The 19,134-nt window shown below is 66.9% G+C and carries 12 protein-coding genes and 1 pseudogene; 7 read left to right on the top strand and 6 right to left on the bottom strand.

What is annotated here, in order from left to right:
* Positions 1-124 precede the first annotated feature (124 nt).
* The gene (putA, locus tag P5F91_RS11505) at positions 125-3,295 is read right to left on the bottom strand and encodes a bifunctional proline dehydrogenase/L-glutamate gamma-semialdehyde dehydrogenase PutA (protein ID WP_145613957.1); all 3,171 of its coding nucleotides are present in this window, start codon (positions 3,293-3,295) and stop codon (positions 125-127) included.
* 129 nt (positions 3,296-3,424) lie between these two features.
* Here putA and P5F91_RS11500 point away from each other — a divergent pair, with 129 nt between their 5' ends.
* Together P5F91_RS11500 and P5F91_RS11495 are read left to right on the top strand one after the other, a co-directional pair.
* A complete protein-coding gene (locus tag P5F91_RS11500) occupies positions 3,425-3,910 on the top strand; it encodes an Lrp/AsnC ligand binding domain-containing protein (RefSeq protein ID WP_145613958.1) in 486 nt (161 codons plus the stop codon).
* A gap of 166 nt (positions 3,911-4,076) precedes the next feature.
* Complete coding sequence (locus P5F91_RS11495) at positions 4,077-6,680, top strand: TonB-dependent receptor (RefSeq protein WP_277907225.1); 2,604 nt, start codon at positions 4,077-4,079, stop codon at positions 6,678-6,680.
* Here the strand turns inward: P5F91_RS11495 and P5F91_RS11490 are convergent.
* Positions 6,677-7,960 (bottom strand): TIGR03862 family flavoprotein, encoded by a 1,284-nt coding sequence (locus P5F91_RS11490; RefSeq protein ID WP_277907224.1) that lies wholly within the window; start codon positions 7,958-7,960, stop codon positions 6,677-6,679. The genes P5F91_RS11495 and P5F91_RS11490 overlap by 4 nt on opposite strands.
* 231 nt (positions 7,961-8,191) lie before the next feature.
* Between P5F91_RS11490 and P5F91_RS11485 the strand changes: the two genes are divergently transcribed.
* From P5F91_RS11485 to P5F91_RS11475, 3 genes and pseudogenes are all read left to right on the top strand, one after another.
* Positions 8,192-9,280 carry a homocysteine S-methyltransferase family protein gene (locus tag P5F91_RS11485; protein WP_277907223.1) on the top strand — a complete coding sequence of 363 codons (1,089 nt, stop codon included), beginning with the start codon at positions 8,192-8,194 and terminating at the stop codon, positions 9,278-9,280.
* A 13-nt stretch (positions 9,281-9,293) separates the two neighbouring features.
* Positions 9,294-12,014: pseudogene (gene metH, locus P5F91_RS11480) on the top strand (methionine synthase); the annotation flags it as partial.
* A 98-nt stretch (positions 12,015-12,112) separates the two neighbouring features.
* The gene (locus P5F91_RS11475; RefSeq protein WP_277907221.1) at positions 12,113-13,678 is read left to right on the top strand and encodes a S41 family peptidase; all 1,566 of its coding nucleotides are present in this window, start codon (positions 12,113-12,115) and stop codon (positions 13,676-13,678) included.
* Between the two features lie 54 nt (positions 13,679-13,732).
* On the opposite strand, the gene P5F91_RS11470 is transcribed toward P5F91_RS11475, so the two are convergent.
* The 4 genes from P5F91_RS11470 to P5F91_RS11455 all read right to left on the bottom strand — a co-directional run bounded on the left by P5F91_RS11470 (position 13,733) and on the right by P5F91_RS11455 (position 17,167).
* The gene (locus tag P5F91_RS11470) at positions 13,733-14,326 is read right to left on the bottom strand and encodes a beta/gamma crystallin-related protein (RefSeq protein WP_186455042.1); all 594 of its coding nucleotides are present in this window, start codon (positions 14,324-14,326) and stop codon (positions 13,733-13,735) included.
* A 12-nt stretch (positions 14,327-14,338) separates the two neighbouring features.
* Positions 14,339-14,983, bottom strand: coding sequence for a beta/gamma crystallin-related protein (locus P5F91_RS11465; RefSeq protein WP_277907220.1), 645 nt, complete (start codon positions 14,981-14,983; stop codon positions 14,339-14,341).
* 247 nt (positions 14,984-15,230) lie between these two features.
* Positions 15,231-16,211: a methylenetetrahydrofolate reductase gene (gene metF, locus P5F91_RS11460; RefSeq protein ID WP_145613965.1), complete on the bottom strand. Its 981-nt coding sequence runs from the start codon at positions 16,209-16,211 to the stop codon at positions 15,231-15,233.
* Between the two features lie 26 nt (positions 16,212-16,237).
* Positions 16,238-17,167, bottom strand: a complete 930-nt coding sequence (locus P5F91_RS11455; protein ID WP_277907219.1) for an ArsR/SmtB family transcription factor — start codon at positions 17,165-17,167, stop codon at positions 16,238-16,240.
* A gap of 429 nt (positions 17,168-17,596) precedes the next feature.
* On the opposite strand from P5F91_RS11455, the gene P5F91_RS11450 reads away from it, so the two are divergent.
* Both P5F91_RS11450 and P5F91_RS11445 read left to right on the top strand, forming a co-directional pair.
* Positions 17,597-18,340, top strand: coding sequence for an MlaA family lipoprotein (locus P5F91_RS11450; protein ID WP_145613967.1), 744 nt, complete (start codon positions 17,597-17,599; stop codon positions 18,338-18,340).
* Between the two features lie 136 nt (positions 18,341-18,476).
* Positions 18,477-19,130, top strand: a complete 654-nt coding sequence (locus P5F91_RS11445; RefSeq protein WP_145613968.1) for an MlaC/ttg2D family ABC transporter substrate-binding protein — start codon at positions 18,477-18,479, stop codon at positions 19,128-19,130.
* Positions 19,131-19,134 lie beyond the last annotated feature (4 nt).

The raw sequence follows: 19,134 nt of genomic DNA, 5'->3' as shown, positions 1-19,134 counted from the left end.
AAGGAAGAGGCGGGCACCCATGGCCAATCGCCACAAGTGCCCGCCCCCATCCGGACCCTACTGCCCAGGGTGTTCCAAGCCCGAGTCTTTGCCCGAGTCTTGGGGTACGATGCGCCGTTGCTGGTCAGCCGCCGAGGCCAAGCAGGTCGGCGTTGCCGCCAAAGGCGGTGATGTTCACGGTCAGCGTCTTCTCGGTGGCGAAGCGCAGCAGATAATGCGGACCGCCAGCCTTGGGACCCGTGCCCGACAGGCCGTGGCCGCCGAAGGGCTGAACGCCGACGACGGCCCCCACCATATTGCGGTTGATGTAGGTGTTGCCGCAGTTCAGGCGCCGGAAAATCTCCTGCGCCCGGCCTTCCAGGCGGCTGTGCACGCCCAGGGTCAGGCCGTAGCCGGTGGCATCGATGTCGGCCAGCACCTGGTCCAGGCTGTCGGCCTTCCACCGCACCAGGTGGAGGATGGGGCCGAACACTTCGCGCGGCAGCCGCTTCAGGCTGTCGATCTCATAAAGGCGCGGCCCGAAGAACGTGCCGTTGGCGAGATCCGCGCCCGGGTCGCACGCATGGATCAGCTTGGCCTCGCGGTCCATGCGCGCGGCATGGGCCACCAGGATCTGCCTCGCATCCTCATCGATGATGGGGCCGACGTCGGTGGCCAGGTCCATCGGGTCGCCCAGGGTGACCAACTGCATGGCGCCCTTCAGCAGGTGCGCCATCTGGTCGGCCACATCGTCCTGCACGAACAGGACGCGCATGGCGGAGCAGCGCTGGCCCGCCGACTGGAAGGCGGAGGTGATGCAGTCGTCCACCACCTGCTCCAGCAGGGCGGTGCTGTCGACGATCATGGCGTTCTGGCCGCCGGTCTCGGCAATCAGGGGAACGATGGCGCCGTCGCGGGCGGCCAGCGCCCGGTTGATCAGGCGCGCGGTTTCGGTGGAGCCGGTGAAGGCCACGCCGCCGATGCGGGCGTCGGCCACCAGGGCCGCGCCCACCGTCTCGCCATCGCCCGGCAGCAGGTGCAGGATATCACCCGGCACGCCGGCCTTGTGGAACAGGCGCACGGCGCGGGCGCCGACCAGGGTGGTCTGCTCCGCCGGCTTGGCCACCACGGCGTTGCCGGCGGCCAAGGCGGCCGCCACCTGGCCGGTGAAGATGGCCAGCGGGAAGTTCCACGGGCTGATGCAGACGAAGGTGCCGCGGCCGTGCAGCGACAGCTCGTTGCTTTCGCCCGTCGGGCCCGGCAGGCGGGTGGGCGCGCCGAACTGCTTGCGGGCGAGGTCGGCGTAATACCGGCAGAAGTCCACCGCCTCGCGCACCTCGGCGACGGCGTCGCCCCAGGTCTTGCCCGCCTCGCGGATCAGAATGCCCAGCAGGGCCGGGGCGTCGGCCTCCAGCGCGTCGCCCATGGCGTCCAGGATTCGGGCGCGCCCCTCGCCGCCCAGCGCGTCCCAGCCGGGCTGGGCCTGGGCGGACAGCGCCAGGGCGCGGTCGATATGCTCCGCCGTGGCGTCGGCGGTGGTGCCCACGGTGCGGGTGCGGTCGGACGGATCCAGCACCGGGCGGCCCTTCTGACCGGCCAGGTCCTGACCGCCGACGATGGGGCCGGCCGTCCAGGCCTGGGCCAGCGCGGCGTCGATTCCGGCGCGCAAGCTGCGCACCGTGGCCTCATCCGCCAGGTCGACACCGCGGGAGTTGGCGCGGTCGTCACCATAGAGCTTGTCGGGGGTCGGGATACCGGCATGGCGCAGCACGGGCAAAGCCTCCAAAAGGGCGATGGGGTCGGCAACCACCTGGCTCACCGGGATGGCCGGGTCCATGTAGGCGTTGACGAAGTTGCTGTTGGCGCCGTTCTCCAGGAGACGGCGAACGAGATAGGGCAGCAGGTCCTCATGCGTGCCGACAGGCGCGTAGATGCGCACGCGCGGCACGTTCTTCAGACGGTCGCGCGCGGCGGCGTACAGCAGGTCGCCCATGCCGTGCAGGCGCTGAAACTCCAGGTCGCGGTTGTCGCCCGCCAGGTGCAGGATGGCGGCGATGGTGTAGGCGTTGTGGGTGGCGAACTGCGGATAGATCGCGTCCTTGGCCGCCAGCATCCGCCGCGCGCACACCAGGTAGCTGAGGTCCGTCGCCGCCTTCTTGGTATAGACGGGATAGTCGGCGTGGCCCTGGGTCTGGGAGAACTTGATCTCCGTATCCCAATAGGCGCCCTTGACCAGGCGCACCATCAGCCGGCGCCCGGCGGAGCGGGCCAGCGCCGCCAGCCAGTCCACCAGATGGGCGGTGCGCTTCTGATAGGCTTGGATGGCCAGGCCCAGGCCGTTCCAGCCGGCGAGGTCGCCATCGCGCGCCAGGGACTCCAGCAGGTCCAGCGAGATGTCCAGGCGGTCCGCCTCTTCCGCGTCGATGGTCAGGTTGATGTCCCAGCGCTTGGCCGCCAGGCACAGATCCTTCACGCGCGGCAGCAGCTGGGCCATGACATCGGCGCGCTTGGCGAAGACATAGCGCGGGTGCAGGGCCGACAGCTTGATGGAGACGCCGGGGGCGGCGTAAGGGCCGCGGCCGGCCGCCGCCTTGCCCACCGTGTCGATGGCGTTGAGGTAGGACGCCTGGTAGCGGTCCGCCTGCTCCCAAGTGCGCGCGCCCTCGCCCAGCATGTCATAGGAATGGACGGTGCCTTCGGGCTTCGCCTTCTTCGCTTCCGCCACCGCCTCGGCGATAGTGCGGCCCATGACGAAGTGTTCGCCCATGACCCGCATGGCCTTCATCATGGCGGCGCGGATGACCGGCTCGCCCGAGCGCTGGACCAGGCGGCGCAGCAGGCCGGGGGCGTCGCCCTGCTTTTTGGTGTCGACCTCCACCACCCGGCCGGTCAGCATCAGGCCCCAGGCGGCGGCGTTGACGAAGGCGCTGTCCGACTGCCCAAGATGCTGGTCCCACTGCCCCTTCGTGATCTTCTCGGCGATCAGCCGATCGGCCGTGGCCGGATCGGCGATACGCAGCAAGCATTCGGCGATGCACATGAGGGCGATGCCCTCCTGATTGGACAGGCCGAACTCCTGCATGAAGGCATCCAGGGGACCCAGTTCCGACCGGCGGGCGCGGGCGGCGTTCACCACGTCCACCGCCTGGGCGTCGATGGCCCGGCGCTCTTCCGCCGTCAGGCCGTGCGCCGCCAGCAGGGCGCGCACCGCCGTCTCCTCATTCACATGCTTGGCCCGGCGCAGGGCGGCGCGGGGGCCGTCAAGGTCGGGCGTGGAGGGGGAGGGAGGGCTGGACGGGGCGGTCGCCTGGTACATGACACTGCCTGGGGCTTGGGTGGGGCGATAATGTCGCGGATTATGGCGAGATCACCGGCATATTTCCCGCCAATTTGCGCAATTTTTCAGTATATCCTCCGGCGAAGACGCCCTTCGGACGATGAAAATATGACCCGCCAAACCGCTGACCAGCTGGACCGCATCGACCTGAACATCCTGCGCATCCTGCAGGAGGATGGGCGCCTGTCGAACGTGGAGCTGTCGCGCCGCGTGAACCTGTCCCCCACCCCATGCCTGGAGCGGGTGCGGCGCCTGGAACGCGACGGCTATATCCAGGGCTACGCGGCGCGGCTGGACCCGGAACGGCTGGGCCGCAGCCTGATGGCCTTCATCGAGGTGCGGCTGGACCGTACCAGCCCCGACGTCTTCAAAATCTTCGCCGACGCCATCTCCCCCATGGACGAGATCCAGGAATGCCACATGGTGGCCGGCGGCTTCGACTACCTGATCAAGGTGCGGGTGGCCGACATGGCGGCGTACCGCGCCTTCCTGGGCGACAAGCTGTCCAGCATCCCGGGCGTGGCCCAGACCCACACCTATATGGTGATGGAGGAGGTGAAGTCGACGGCGGCCATTCCGGTGCCGGTGCGGTGAACCAGCGGCTGGGCTCTTATTCAAGCAGCGGCGCCACAATGGCAGCGCATTCCAAGACAAAATTGCCAAGGTCGCAATTATTTAATCAACTTTAAATAATATCTATCGCGAGGGCTGTTATCAGGTCGCCCGCATCGGCCCCTCCTCGCCATAGGATAGACCTACCATGTTCCGGAGCATGTTGCTGCGCCGCACCGCCGTGCCGCTGATCCTTTGCCTCGCCCCGCTTGCTGCCCACGCCGACGAAGCGCCGCCGGCGGATCAGATTCAGGAGGTGGTCGTCACCGGGTATGGCCACAGCCTGCAGACGGCCAGCGACGTGAAGCGGCAGGCGGACCAGGTGGTCGACTCCGTCTCGGCCGAGGACATCGGCAAGTTTCCGAACCAGAACGTGGCGGAAGCGCTGCAGCTGGTCACCGGCATCACCATGACCCGCAGCCGCAGCGAAGGCCTGGACATCGCCGTCCGGGGCTTCGCGTCCAACTTCCAGACCACGCAGCTGAACGGCCGCAGCATCGCGGTGAATGAAAACGTGGAAAACGGCGGCGTGAACGGCCGCCAGTTCCGCTACGACGTGCTGCCGTCCGAACTAGTATCGCGCATCGATGTCCAGAAGTCACCCACCGCCGACATGAACGAGGGCGCCATCGGCGGCAACATCAACATCCTGACCTTCCATCCCTTCGACCTGGGCACCACCGCCAGCGTCAACGCCCAGGGCAGCTATTCCGATCTACGCGACCGGGTGGACCCGTCCGTGTCCGGCATCGCGTCCTGGGTGAACGCCAACCGGGACCTGGGCGTGCTGATTGCCGCCTCCTACATGGAACGCTCGGTGCGGCAGGACCGCGAATACAGCACGGGCTGGCAGATCACCAAGGCCTGGGACCCGTACTTCGGTGGCGACACCTGGACCCCCACCCGCATCCGTCCGACCATCGAGCAGGAGGATCGCCGCCGTTACACGGTGGACGGCGCCCTGCAGTGGCAGCCCAATGAGCATTGGGAAACCAATGTCGACGTGCTGTTCTCCCGCCTGAAGGACAATTACGACGAATACGGCATCGACTTCTATCCGGGCGACAGCGCGGTGAAGCCGGCGGCGGGCACCTTCACCGTCACGGACGGCACCATGGTGCGCGGCACTTTCAACAACGTCTTCACCATGGCGTCCCGCGAAACCTCCGGCCAGCGCCACGACCTGTTCGTCGCCGGCCTGAACCAGAAATGGACCGACGGTCCCTGGACCGTGGACGGCGATTTCTCCTATTCCTCGGCGCACAGCGTCACCGATGACCCCATTCACCGCAGCCGGCTGCAGGTCTACCTGCCGCTGACCATGGATTTCACCCGGGGGTATGAGGCCGCCTATGACCTGATCACGCCGGTCAACCTCAACAGCCCCGGCAGCTACGTCGGCCGCCGCCTGGAATACCGCGATGAGGACAGCAAGGATTACGATTGGGGTGGCCGCCTGGACGTCACCCGCGACCTGAACGTCGGCCCCCTGTCCAGCCTGGTGCTGGGCGGCGAGTACCGGGAGCGGGAGCGCGACTATTTCCGCCGCGACCTGGTGAGCGAGGCGGGGGTCAAGGGTGTTCCCGGCGGGGCCTTCCCCTCCTCCCTGTTCGAAGCCTTCCCCTATTCCGACTTCATGAGCGGGTTCAGCGGCAACTTCCCGCGCACCTGGCTGGTACCCAACGGCCGCGCCTTCTTCGCCAACTACTTCGACAATTCGCTGCTGAACACGCCGCTGACAGCCGCCGACCTGGCCAACGGCTTCAAGGTGACGGAAGAGACCGCGGCCGGCTATGGCCGGCTGAACATGAAGACAGCCCTGGCGGGCATTCCGCTGACCGGCAACGCCGGCCTGCGCGTGGTGGACACCAGGCAGGTCTCCAGCGGCTACGCCACCAACGGCGTCACCGCCACGCCGGTGCGCTATGAAAAGAACTACACCGACCTGCTGCCCGGCCTGAACGTGAAGGCCGACCTGACCGACTACCTGGTCTCGCGCTTCAGCGTGGCCCGGGTGCTGACCCGGCCGAACCTGGGTGACATCGCGCCGCGTCTCAGCATTTCCAACGACGCGCCGACCGGCAGCGGGGGCAACCCCAACCTGTCCCCCTACATGGCGACCCAGTATGACGCCACGCTGGAATGGTATTTCCGCAAGGACGCGTCGCTGACCGGCGGTGTGTTCTACAAGCAGCTGGACAGCTACATCACCGCCAAGAACACAGAGATCAATATTCCCGGCCGCGGCGACATCCGCGTCACCACCCTGGCCAACGGCGGCAACGCCGAGGTCCGGGGGTTCGAGCTGGCCTATCAACAGGTCATGACCTTCCTGCCCGCCCCCTTCGACGGCCTGGGGCTGCAGGCGAACTTCACCCACGCCGATGTCACGACCCTGTTCGTCACCGGCACCCGTACCGTCCGGGACCAGCTGCCCGGCCTGTCCAACAACAGCTACAACCTGGTGGGTTTCTACGACTACGGTCCCTTCGGCGCCCGCCTCAGCTATTCCTGGCGCAGCGCGTACATGAGCGGGTTCGGCAACGAGGTCAGCTCGGATACCAATGTCGATGCCTACGGCACCCTGGACGCCAGCCTCAGCTACGCCGTCACGGACAACATCACGCTGACCCTGGAAGGAACCAACCTGACAGGCGCCGCCCTGTACAACTACGGCAACACCACCACCCAGGCGCGGGAAATCTACTACTACGGTCGCCGCTACACCGCCGGGGTGCGGGCGAAGTTCTAATCACTGGCATCGGGCCGGCCCACGTGCCGTGACCGGCCCGAGTCCCGCTCCAGAAACGCGGCGATACCCTCCGCCGCCTCCAGCGCCCCGCTGAAACAAGCCTGCAGCAGATAGCCACCGGTGGGCGCCTCCCAGTCCAGCATCTCGCCCACAGCGAAGACGCCCGGCAAGCGGCGCAGCATCAGGCGCTCGTCCAACTCAGCCAGCGTGATGCCACCGGCGGTGGAGATTGCGCGGTCCATGGGGCGGATAGCCACCACGGTGATGGGCAGGGCCTTGAGACGCCGGGCCAGCGCCGTGGGCGTGGCGAGATCGGCAGGCGTGGCGCCCTCACGCAGCAGGGCGGGGATGATGCCCTCCAGCCCCAGGGCCTTGCGCAGGCGGTTCTTCAGGCTTTCCGACGGCGGCGCCTTGGCCAGGCGGGTTGTGATGGCGGCCAGGTCCAGGTCGGGCTTGAGATCGATGTGCAGCACCGCCTGGCCGTCGCGGGCGATGGCCTCCCGCAGCGGCGCGCCCAGGGCGTAGAGGGCGCCGCCCTCCAGGCCCGTCCGGGTCACCACCGCCTCTCCCCGGCTGGTCTCGCCGGCGAAGGACAGCGAGATGCGCTTCAGGGGCTGGCCCTCCGCCCGCTCGACGAAGGCGGGGGACCAGGCGACGTCGAAGCCGGCGTTGGCGGCACGGAAGGGGACGAGGTCAACGCCCCTCGCCGCCAGCAGGGCCGCCCAGCCGCCATCGGAGCCCAGGCGCGGCCAGCTGGCGCCCCCCAGGGCCAGCAGGATGGCGTCTGCCGCCACCGCCAGCGGGCCTTCCGGCGTGTCGAAGGTCAGGGCGCCGTGGGCGTCCCAACCCGTCCAGCGGTGACGGGCCTTCAGCGTCACGCCCAGCCCGTCCAATCGGCGCAGCCAGGCGCGCAGCAGGGGAGAGGCCTTGAGACCCACGGGAAAGACGCGGCCGCTGCTGCCGACGAAAGTTTCGACACCCAGGCCGTGCACCCAGGCGCGCAGGTCGTCCGGCGTGAAGCGCCTGATCCACGGCGCCACCACCGGCGCCGCCGCGCCATAGCGGGTGAGGAAACGGTCCAGCGGTTCGGAATGGGTGATGTTCAGGCCACCGCGCCCGGCCATCAGGAACTTGCGCGCCGGCGAGGGCATGGCATCGAACACCGTGGCGGCGATGCCCTTCCCGGCCAGCGCCTCCGCCGCCATGAGGCCGGCAGGCCCCGCCCCGATGATGGCGACCGGTGGGCGTCCCCGTCCCGCTTTTTCCGCCGTTTGCGGCACCGCTCAACCCTTTCTCAACACTCTCGGCCGCTTCTAGGCATGGCGACCCGTCGCCGTCAATGCGCGCCGGGGCGGCGTCCGCGCAAAAGCGCGGGGCGCCTGCGCCCGACGCATCACATAAAGACATCTTTATGTTTGCATCTGTATCCCCACATCACTAGGGTGACGAACATTGTTACCTGAGAACCGGCTGCTTCGATGCCCGAAGGTCCGCCGGCGGAGTACGCGATCATGGCCCTGACCCGTTCCGAACGCCTGGCCCGCCTGCCGGACCTGCTGAAGCAACGCATCCTGGTGCTGGACGGCGCCATGGGCACCATGATCCAGGGCTATAAGCTGGATGAGGCCGGCTATCGCGGGGAGCGGTTCAAGGACTGGCACCGCGACGTGCGCGGCAACAACGACCTGCTGAACCTGACGCAGCCGCAGATCGTGCGCGAAATCCACCAGCAGTATTTCGACGCCGGCGCCGACATCGTCGAGACCAACACCTTCAACTCCACCAGCATCAGCCTGGCCGACTACGGCATGGAGGATCTGGCGTACGAGTTCAACAGGGCCGGCGCTGCCCTGGCCCGCGCCGCCGGCGACGCGCTGGAGGATGCGGACACCCATGACGGTGTGGTGGACCGCCCGCGCTACGTCGCCGGTGCCATCGGCCCCACCAACCGCACCGCCTCCATCAGCCCGGTGGTGACCGACCCCGGCTTCCGCAACGTGGATTTCGACGAGCTACGCGCCGCCTACCGCACCCAGGTGGAGGGCCTGATCGACGGCGGCGTCGACATGCTGCTGGTCGAGACCATCTTCGACACCCTCAACGCCAAGGCCGCCCTGTTCGCGGTGGACGAGGTGCTGGAGGAAAAGGGCCTGGAACTGCCGGTCATGATCTCTGGCACCATCACCGACCGCTCCGGCCGCACCCTGTCCGGCCAGACGACGGAGGCCTTCTGGAACAGCCTGCGCCACGTGAAGCCGCTGAGCATCGGCCTGAACTGTGCCCTGGGCGCCGACCTGATGCGCCCCTACGTCCAGGAACTGAGCCGCGTCGCGGACACCTATGTCAGCGCCCATCCCAACGCCGGCCTGCCCAACGAGTTCGGCGGCTATGACGAGACGCCGGAACAGATGGCCGACGCCCTGCGCCACTGGGCCGGCGACGGGCTGGTGAACATCGTCGGCGGCTGCTGCGGCACCTCCCCCGTCCATATCCGCGCCATCGCCGAGGCCGTGAAGGGCATCATCCCGCGCCCGCCCGCCGACCGCCCGGCGCGCATGCGCCTGGCCGGGCTGGAGCCGTTCGAGATGCCGGCCTTCTAATCCACCCCGTCCAGACCCAGGCGCCCCGCCCCTCGTTTCGCTTCCGGAATCAGCCGCCATGACCCAGCCCCGCACCGCCATCTTCATCAATGTGGGTGAGCGCACCAACGTCACCGGATCGGCCAGGTTCAAGAAGCTGATCCTGAACGGCGACTATGAGGCGGCGCTCGCCGTCGCCCGCCAGCAGGTGGAGGGCGGCGCCCAGATCATCGACGTCAACATGGACGAGGCCATGCTGGACAGCGAGGCCGCCATGGTCCGCTTCCTGCGCCTGATCGCCTCGGAACCGGATATCGCCCGCGTGCCGGTCATGATCGACAGTTCCAAGTGGAGCGTGATCGAGGCGGGGCTGAAGAACGTCCAGGGCAAGGCCATCGTCAATTCCATCAGCCTGAAGGAGGGCGAGGACGCCTTCATCGCCCAGGCCAAGAAGGTGCGCCGCTATGGCGCCGCCGTGGTGGTCATGGCCTTCGACGAGAAGGGCCAGGCCGACACGGAAACGCGCAAGGTGGAGATCTGCCGCCGCAGCTATGACGTGCTGGTCAACAAGGTGGGCTTCCCGCCGGAAGACATCATCTTCGACCCCAACATCTTCGCGGTCGCCACGGGTATCGAGGAACACAACAACTACGCCGTCGACTTCATCAACGCCACGCGCCGCATCCGTAGCGAGCTGCCGGGGGCCCACGTCTCCGGCGGCCTGTCCAACGTCTCGTTCAGCTTCCGCGGCAACGAGACGGTGCGCCAGGCGATGCATGCCGTGTTCCTGTACCACGCCATCGCCGCCGGCATGGATATGGGCATCGTCAACGCCGGCGAGCTGCCGGTGTACGAGGACATCCCGGCCGAGCTGCGCGAGCGGGTGGAGGATGTGATCCTCAACCGCCGCGAGGACGCCACCGACCGCCTGCTGGAAGTGGCGGAGAAGTACAAGGGCGGCGGCGCCAAGAAGGAGGCGGACCTCAGCTGGCGCCAGGCGCCGGTGAATCAGCGCCTGACCCACGCCCTGGTCCACGGCCTGACCGACTGGATCGACGAGGATGTGGAGGAGGCGCGCCAGGCCGCCGATCGCCCGCTGTCGGTCATCGAGGGCCCGCTGATGGACGGCATGAACGTGGTGGGCGACCTGTTCGGCGCCGGCAAGATGTTCCTGCCCCAGGTGGTGAAGTCGGCCCGCGTCATGAAGAAGGCCGTGGCCTACCTGCTGCCCTTCATCGAGGCGGAGAAGGACGGGGCCGCCAGCCGCAGCAACGGCAAGGTGCTGCTGGCCACGGTCAAGGGCGACGTGCACGACATCGGCAAGAACATCGTCGGCGTCGTCCTGCAATGTAACAACTACGAGGTCGTGGACCTGGGCGTCATGGTGCCCTGCGCCCAGATCCTGGAGACGGCGCGCAAGGAAAAGGCCGACATCATCGGCCTGTCCGGCCTGATCACCCCGTCCTTGGACGAGATGGTGTTCGTGGCCAAGGAGATGCAGCGCGAGGGCTTCGACCTGCCGCTGCTGATCGGTGGCGCCACCACCAGCAAGGTGCACACGGCGGTGAAGATCGACCCGGCCTACCAGGGCCCCGTCGTCCATGTCATCGATGCCAGCCGCGCGGTGGGCGTGGCCGGCAACCTGATCAGCCTGGCGGCCAGGGGCGACTACACCCAGGGTGTGAAGGGCGACTACGCCCGCATGCGCGAGGCCCACGCCCGCGCTCAGGCCGGCCGCGCCCGGTTGCCCATCGCCGACGCCCGCGCCAACCGCGCCAAGCTGGACTGGGCCGCGTACGAGGCGCCGCAGCCACTGAAGCCCGGCCTGACGGTGTTCGAGGATTATGACTTGGCGGAACTGGTGTCGCGCATCGACTGGCGCCCCTTCTTCCAGGCCTGGGAACTGGCCGGCACCTTCCCCGCCATCCTGGAGGACGCCGTGGTGGGCGAGGCGGCGCGCAACCTCTACGCCGACGCCCAGGCCATGCTGCAGCGGATCGTCGGCGAGAAGTGGCTGACGGCCCGCGCCGTGGTCGGCCTGTGGCCCGCCAACACCGTGGGCGACGACATCGAGGTCTATGCCGACGCCAGCCGCACCACGGTGACGGCCACGCTGCACACCTTGCGCCAGCAGATGGCGCGCGAGCCCGGCCGCGACCGCCCGCACCTGGCCCTGGCCGACTTCGTGGCGCCCAAGGAGACGGGTGTGCCCGACTGGGTGGGCGGCTTCGCCGTCACCGCCGGCATCGGGCTGGAGGAGCGCGCCAAGGCCTTCGAGGCGGCGCACGACGACTACAGTGCCATCCTGCTGAAGGCCTTGGGCGACCGCCTGGCCGAAGCCCTGTCGGAACGCATGCATGAGCGCGTGCGCACCGAGCTGTGGGGCTACGCCGCCGGCGAAGCATTGAGCAATGAGGACCTGATCGCGGAGAAGTACCGCGGCATCCGCCCGGCCCCAGGCTACCCCGCCTGCCCCGACCATACGGAGAAGGGCATCCTATGGCAGCTGCTGGACGCGGAGAAGAACGCTGGCGTCACGCTGACCGAAAGCTACGCCATGACCCCCACCGCCGCCGTCAGCGGCCTGTACTTCGCCCACCCCGACGCCAAGTACTTCGGCCTGGGCAAGGTGGAGCGTGACCAAGTGGCGGACTATGCCGCGCGCAAGGGCATGGACATAGCCACCATGGAACGCTGGCTGGCCCCCAACCTGAACTATGAGCCCACCGCCGCCGGGGACGCGGCGGCGGCGTGAGGCTGCGGCGGGCGGTCGCAGTCACGTCGCGTTCATCATCCTGTGGCCTGGTGGCGCTATGGTTTCCTCTTGGTTGAGAAACCCGCCACAGGCCACCCATGCCGCTTCATCGCCTTGTCCTTTTCTTCTTGATGGTTGTGATCTGCCTGCCCGCAATCGCGGGGGTGCGCAGCGACTATCCCCCCAAACCCACCACCGTGCAGGGCTGGCGCAAGGCAGCGGCGGAAGATTTGGCCGCCATCCACACCCTGCTGAAAGAAAACCATCCCGCCATGGTTGTCGATAAGGGGGGCGAAAGCTTCAAGGCCTGGATCGACAAAGGCTATGAGCAAGCCAAGCGCCAAATCCCCGACATCCGGGGGGAGTGGGACTATTATTTCCTGATCACCCATTATGTCGGCGGGTTCCGCGACGCCCACATCGGCATCAACCGCCATAGTGACCTCCCGGAGCCTGAGATCCAGCGCTGGCCCGGCATCGTCCTCGCCTACGCCAACGGACGATATGTCGTGCACAGCACCGCCCCCTGGCTCGCTGACCGGGCTCCGCCTTTAGGGGCAGAGTTGGTCACCTGCGACGGGCATTCCGTGGATGCGTTGGCCCGGGCGCGGCTGGATCTTTATTGGGAGAACATGGATCTGGAACGGGGCGCCTATCAGGGCGCGTGGCAGCTTCTCATGGATGTCGGCAACGGCTTCGCGCCCCAACCACGGACCTGCCTGTTCCGGACGCCCGCTGGCATCAGGTCATATCCGTTGGAGTATCGCAAACCGGTGACCGAAGATGACTTGTCAAACCGCGTGAGCGCGACGGCACCGGCAACATCGTCCCCCCTGGGGGTGACCAACCCGCTACCAGGCGTTTGGTGGATCGCCCTGCCTTCCATGCGACCGGCCAAAGCGGACTGGGATGCATTGATCACGGATGTGGAAAGCCACTTAGCCGATATCCGCGCTGCCCATCAGGTGGTGATTGATCTGCGAGGGAATTTGGGTGGCAACGATATGATCCCGTTCCACTTGGCCTCCCTGCTGTGGGGAAGGGATTTCCTCCTCAGCCACGAACACAAAACCCCACGTGTAATCTATCGAGCCACGCCTTTAATCATTAGAAAATATAAAAAACTGGAAGAAAAAAGCTTGCTCCTTGATTCCACTATAGCACGCATCACGCCACCGCTTCAGCGGGCTCTGAATGAGGGAAAATCCAAACTTATTTTCAACTCATCGCAGAGTAACCTGGACGATGCGCGCCCGGACAACCGCATGAACGGTCAGGTCGTTCTGTTAACCGACCACAATTGCGTCTCTGCTTGCCTGGACGGCATGGACATGATGCTTCCGCTGCCCAATACTGTACAGGCCGGCTGGGAAACATGGGCTGACACCATATTCGGCGCGGTCATACACAAATCTTTGCCCTCACGACGATGGTCGCTCTATTTCTCCGTCAACGCCGCAGTCGACCGCTGCCGGGGAAACAACATCCCGTACCGGCCATTGCCAGGCTTCCGCTTTTCCGGGGACATCATGGATACCGCCGCCATCCAGGCGTGGGTCCAGCATCTGCCGGCGACACCGGCGGACTGGGGGGCGACCGGTCCTGGCTGCCCCCGCTCCCAACCACAGCCGGTCCATCCGCCGCCCATGGCCATCATGGATTGAGGACCATGGATTGAAGGACAATGTGGCCAAGCGACACGCCGAAATTACCCCCGCCTAATCCTCCGGCCAAATGTCGGTTTGGCGGTAGGCGCAGTTATAGCCCCACACCTTGCCGTCCCAGGTCAGTCGCCCCTCGCTTGGGCCACCGTCGAAATCGCCCTCACCCGAGGAGCCGAAGCGTTGGGCGAAGGCCGCCCGGATATCGGGTCGGCAGTCGCCCGCGCTGGTGAGGGACCATAGGGTCGCCGGCCTCCGGGTGTTCCACACGATGGGGGAACCGGTACCGGTGGTCGCCGCCGGTGCCGGCGCCGGCCGGTCGACCCGGCGTACGGACGAAATGGCCTGGTCCAGGCCGATGCGGGACAGGTCATTGATGACATCCCAGGCCCTGACCGTCTCGCAGTCACGATAGCCCGCATGGCGGCACACCTCCCACGTTCCCCCTGTGACCGTCAGGGATCGCGCCCGGTCGTTCCAACCGCTGTCGGCCAGGTTCTCGACATCATCCTCAACATCGAGGGTGCTTCCGCCCCGGTCCTGTCCCGAATACAGGGTGACCATGGCGTCGTACGCCCATGCGGTCCCGGGCAGGGCGGCAGCCAACATCAGGCCCGTGGACATCAGCAGCCGCGCGGTGACACCTGCCATTCCCATCCCCCATCACTGCCAGATGTTGATCTGCTCCGGCGTGCAGCGGTAGTGCCAGCGCTCACCGTTCCAATGGATGCGGCCTTCCCATTCCTCGCCCCGGAAATCGAAGTCGTGCGGCCGGCCGAAGCGCTGGACGAAGGCGTCGAAGATCCGGTGGCGGCAGTCGCCCATAGGCGGCGGGCCGTCGCGGCGATCGTCGTCCCAGGTGATGCCGCCCTGCGGCGGCGGCGGCGGCGGCTGGTCATAGGCGCCGGGCGCGTTGTTCCAGGTGATGCCCCCGCCATAGCTGGGCGGCGGGCCATAGACCGGCGGTGGCGGGGGCGGCGGTTCCGGCTGGTAGTAGCGGCCGTCGATCTGGCGGGCGGACGAGATGCTGGCGAACAGGCCGATCTCGCCCAAGTCGCCGATGCGGGTGCCACGACCCACGCGTTTGCAGTCGCGGAAGCCCGCGTTCTTGCACACCTCCCACTCGCCCGAGCGCACGATCATGGACTTGGCGCGGTCGTTCCAGCGGCCCATGTCGGCCAAATTCTCCACACCGTCGCGAACGGTCAGCGCGTCACCCCGGAAAAAGGGTTCGGAGAAAAGGGTGATTTCACCCGCCAGCGCGCCGCCAGCGGTCATCAGGGTGCCGGCCAGGACGGCCGCGCCCATCAATCGGTGCATCAATCGTGTCATGACGGTCCACCCTGTCATCGGCCGGCGCTGGGCTTTCCCCGCACCGGCCATTCCATTGGGGGCATTGCTTGCAAGAATGCCTTCCCGGCGGATGTAACCTAAACCGCCGAGAATGGCGAGCCCATGGCAGGGCGATGGCATCATTCGGATTTCGCGGCCGGCATGCCCTCAGCTTCCGGTCCGCATACGCTCCCCGAAAGCCTCCGGTGCCCGCCGTTGCCTATCAGGCGGCCTTGGGCGCCCGTACGCCCAGCATATGACAGATGGCGACCGTCAGGTCGGCGCGGTTGAGGGTATAGAAATGGAAATCCCGCACCCCTTCCCGCTCCAGCCGCAGGCATTGCTGCACGGCCACGGTGGCGGCCACCAGCTGCCGGGTCTCCGGTTCCGCGTCCAGGCCGCCGAACAGCTCATCCATCCAGGCGGGCACGGCGCAATTGCATTTGGCGCCCAGTTCCACCGCGCGGGCAAAGTTGGTGATGGGCAGGATGCCGGGCACGATGGGGATGGCGATGCCGGCGGCCGCGACCGTGTCGCGGAAGCGCAAGAACCGGTCGGTATCGAAAAAGAACTGGCTGATGGCGCGGGTGGCGCCGGCGTCCACCTTGCGCCGCAGATTGTCGATGTCGGCGGCGGCGCTGGCGGCCTCCGGATGGGTTTCCGGAAAGCAGGCCACGGAGATTTCGAAGTCCGCCACGCGCTTCAGCCCGGCCACCAGGTCGGTGGCGTAGGCATAGCCGCCGGGATGGGGCTGGTACCCGCTGCCGCCCAGGCCGCCGCTGCCATCCGCCGCCTGGGGCGGGTCACCACGCAGCGCCACGATGTGGCGGATGCCGGCGTCCCAATAGGCGCGTGCGATGGTGTCGATCTCTTCCTTGGTGGCCGCGACGCAGGTCAAATGGGCAGCGGCCGGAATGCCCGTCTGCTGCTGGATGGCGGTGACGGTGGCGTGCGTGCGTTCACGCGTGGAGCCGCCGGCACCGTAGGTGACCGAGACGAAGGCCGGCGACAGCGGTGCCAGGCGACGGATGGCCTGCCACAGCGTCTGTTCCATCTTTTCCGTCTTGGGCGGGAAGAATTCGAAGCTGACGCGCAGGTCGCGCGGCACGGTCACCAGCGGCTCCCCCCCACCCAGGGCACGGTCGGTGGCGGCGGTCTCGTTCACGGCGATCTCGTTCACGGCGGTTTCATTCGCGGTGGTCATGGCTTTTCTCAGCGTCTTCGGGACAATCAGGCGGGCCGCTGGCCGGACCACAGGGTCACGGTCAAGGGAGTGCCGGGCAGGTGCACGGGTTGGGCCGGCGTCAGGCCGGCATGGCCGAACCACTGCGCCATTTCGGCATCCGTGAAGCCCAGACGGCGGTGGGCATGGTCTGTCCGCAGGTTTTCCAGGTCATGGCTGGCGAAGTCGACCACCACCACACGGCCGCCGGCGCGCAGCACGCGCGCGGCCTCCACCAGCACCTCCTGCGGGTCCTCGGCATAGTGCAGCACCTGGTGGATGATCACCATGTCTTGGCTGCCGCTGGGGACAGGCACCTGGTACATGTCGGCCAAGCGCACCTGCACGTGGCGCAGGCCCGCCTTTTCCAGGTTGGCCCGCGCCACCGCCAGCATCTCGCGCGAGGCGTCGATGCCCAGGGCACGGGTGACGTGGGGGGCGAACAGCTCCAGCATGCGGCCGGTGCCGGTGCCGATGTCCAGCAGATCGCCGATGCCACCGCCCGGCACGAGGGCCAGCAGCGCCTGTTCCACCTCGCGCTCGGGCACGTGCAGGCTGCGCACCTCATGCCAGCGGGCGGCGTTGTCGCGGAAATACTGGGCCGCCGTCTCCTGCCGCGCGCGCTTGATCTGATCCAGCCGCTCCAGGTCCAGCGCCAGGCCGGGGTCGTCCGCCGGGATGGCATCCACCAGGGTCCGCGCCAATTCCGCCACCGCCCCCCGCTCCGCCAGGCGATAGTAGGCCCAGATACCTTCGCGGAAACGGTCCAGCAGCCCCGCGTCGCACAGCAGCTTCAGGTGCCGCGACACGCGCGGCTGGCTCTGCCCCAGGATCTGCGTCAGCTCGCTGACCGTCAGTTCGCCATGGGCGCACAGGGCCAGCAGGCGCAGGCGCGTCGGCTCAGCCGCCGCCTTCAGGGCCCCCAGCAGAAAATCCATGGTCCAACGATCCCCATGCCACCGCAGTCTATGGGATCATTTGTACATATAAAGATGTCTTTATGCGAGAGAATAATGACAACAATACGAGACGACAAAGGCGCCATACGGACGATGGGCAAGGCGATATAATGGCCTAGGTCCCGGCGCCGGCCCGGAAGCGCGGTTGCACCCGCCCCACTCGTTCGATGGCCGACCCCTATATCGAAGGTCAGATAGAAAATGGCCCCACCTTGGCCCACCTCTTAGTGGTGCCTGGATTTGGCCACAAAGTATGCCAATCATTCACTAATAACCAATTTAACCGTGGGTTGACGCATGCGCCTGATGTCGCCGATCCCGCAGGGCGGGCCCTTGGTTCCTTTGAAGCCGGCATGGCTCCTGGCGCACCGGCGCCGGCGACTGGCCCCGGCTTTACTTGCGGTGGGGATGCTGCTGGGCGTCTCGGCCTGTGCCCACAATCCGGATGGCACGCCCCAGCACCCGGCCCTCGCGGGCCCCGAGGCCAACGACCCGCTGGAAGGCATGAACCGGGGCATCTTCTGGTTCAACGACCAAGTGGACCAGGCCGTGCTGCGTCCGGTGGCCCAGGCTTACCGCTGGGCCATCCCAGCGGCGCTGCGCGACGCCGTGTCCAACGTGCTGAACAACGTGCGCTCCCCCCTCACCCTGGCCAACAACATTCTGCAAGGCGACTGGGATGGCGCCGGCGTAACCGTGGAACGCTTCGTCATCAACTCCACGGTGGGCATCGGGGGTCTGGTGGACGTGGCCGCGGCCAACGGCATCCCCTACCATTACGAGAGCTTGAGCCAGACCTTCGCCGTCTGGGGCATAGACGAAGGGCCCTATCTGGTGTTGCCCTTCCTGGGCGCCTCATCCGTGCGCGACGCCGTGGGCTTCGGCCTTGAAGCATGGGGTGACCCGGTCACTCGCGTATCCAGCAACACCGACAATGACTGGGCCAACTATACCCGCGTGGGCCTGACGGTGCTGGATGCTCGCTCAACCTATTTCGAAGCGCTGGACGATTTGCGCAAGAACAGCGTCGACTACTACGCCGCCATGCGTGCCGCCTACCGGCAGCAGCGTGATGGCTATGTCTTGAACGGCAAGGCAGATCCGCGCCAATACCCCAGCATTCCAGACTACTCCCAGAACCCTGACCCGTAATAGAAAGGCGCCGGGCCCCGGGGATCACCGGTACCGGTCGGGTGTTGAAACTGTACTGCCCCGCCGTGACACCCATCACTGCATCCACCCCCATCCCCGACAGACTGTCCTGACACACGAAGAGATCAACAAGGCCATGACCAACATGCTGACGCGCCGCACCCTTTTGCTCGGCACCGCCACGATGGGCCTTGCCCTGTCCCTGGGCTTGCCGTTCGCCACCCCCGCCCAGGCCGCCGCGGATGCCGGTGCCGCCGTGAAGTTCGTCCAAGGCCTGGGCGACAAGGCCATCGGCGTCCTGTCCAAGCCTGGCGCCTCGAAGGCGGAGATCCAGTCCACCTTCAACCAGCTGCTGCAGCAGAACTTCGACCTGCAGACCATCGGCCGCTTCGTCCTGGGCCGCTACTGGAACGTCGCCAACGACGCCCAGCGCCAGGAATACATGAAGCTGTTCCAGACCATGATCGTCTCGGTCTATTCCGAGCGCTTCAGCCAGTACGCGGGCGAGACCTTCAAGGTCGGCGCCGCGCAACCGGATGGCGAGAAGGATGCCATCGTCAATAGCCAGGTGGTCCGTTCCAACGGACCGGCGGTGAACGTCGACTGGCGCCTGCGGTCCAAGGACGGCAGCTTCCGCATCATCGACGTGGTGGTGGAAAACGTCAGCATGAGCCTGACCCAGCGGTCGGAGTTCGCGTCGGTGATCGAAAGCCATGGCGGCGACTTCAACGCCCTGCTGGAAGCCCTGCGCGACCGGATTCAGAAGGCCAACGCCGGCGTGGCCCAGTAAAGGC

This window comes from Nitrospirillum amazonense, from assembly GCF_029594735.1.
GTDB lineage: Bacteria > Pseudomonadota > Alphaproteobacteria > Azospirillales > Azospirillaceae > Nitrospirillum > Nitrospirillum amazonense.
Note: the sequence above shows the minus strand (reverse complement) of the source record. Positions and strands in the feature narration are given on the sequence as shown.

Coding starts and splice junctions, on each gene's coding strand:
- putA (WP_145613957.1), bottom strand. CDS start 3,295: ATGTACCAGGCGACCGCCCCGTCCAGCCCTCCCTCCCCCTCCACGCCC.
- P5F91_RS11500 (WP_145613958.1), top strand. CDS start 3,425: ATGACCCGCCAAACCGCTGACCAGCTGGACCGCATCGACCTGAACATC.
- P5F91_RS11495 (WP_277907225.1), top strand. CDS start 4,077: ATGTTCCGGAGCATGTTGCTGCGCCGCACCGCCGTGCCGCTGATCCTT.
- P5F91_RS11485 (WP_277907223.1), top strand. CDS start 8,192: ATGGCCCTGACCCGTTCCGAACGCCTGGCCCGCCTGCCGGACCTGCTG.
- P5F91_RS11475 (WP_277907221.1), top strand. CDS start 12,113: ATGCCGCTTCATCGCCTTGTCCTTTTCTTCTTGATGGTTGTGATCTGC.
- P5F91_RS11470 (WP_186455042.1), bottom strand. CDS start 14,326: ATGGCAGGTGTCACCGCGCGGCTGCTGATGTCCACGGGCCTGATGTTG.
- P5F91_RS11465 (WP_277907220.1), bottom strand. CDS start 14,983: ATGGGCGCGGCCGTCCTGGCCGGCACCCTGATGACCGCTGGCGGCGCG.
- metF (WP_145613965.1), bottom strand. CDS start 16,211: ATGACCACCGCGAATGAAACCGCCGTGAACGAGATCGCCGTGAACGAG.
- P5F91_RS11455 (WP_277907219.1), bottom strand. CDS start 17,167: ATGGATTTTCTGCTGGGGGCCCTGAAGGCGGCGGCTGAGCCGACGCGC.
- P5F91_RS11450 (WP_145613967.1), top strand. CDS start 17,597: ATGCTGCTGGGCGTCTCGGCCTGTGCCCACAATCCGGATGGCACGCCC.
- P5F91_RS11445 (WP_145613968.1), top strand. CDS start 18,477: ATGACCAACATGCTGACGCGCCGCACCCTTTTGCTCGGCACCGCCACG.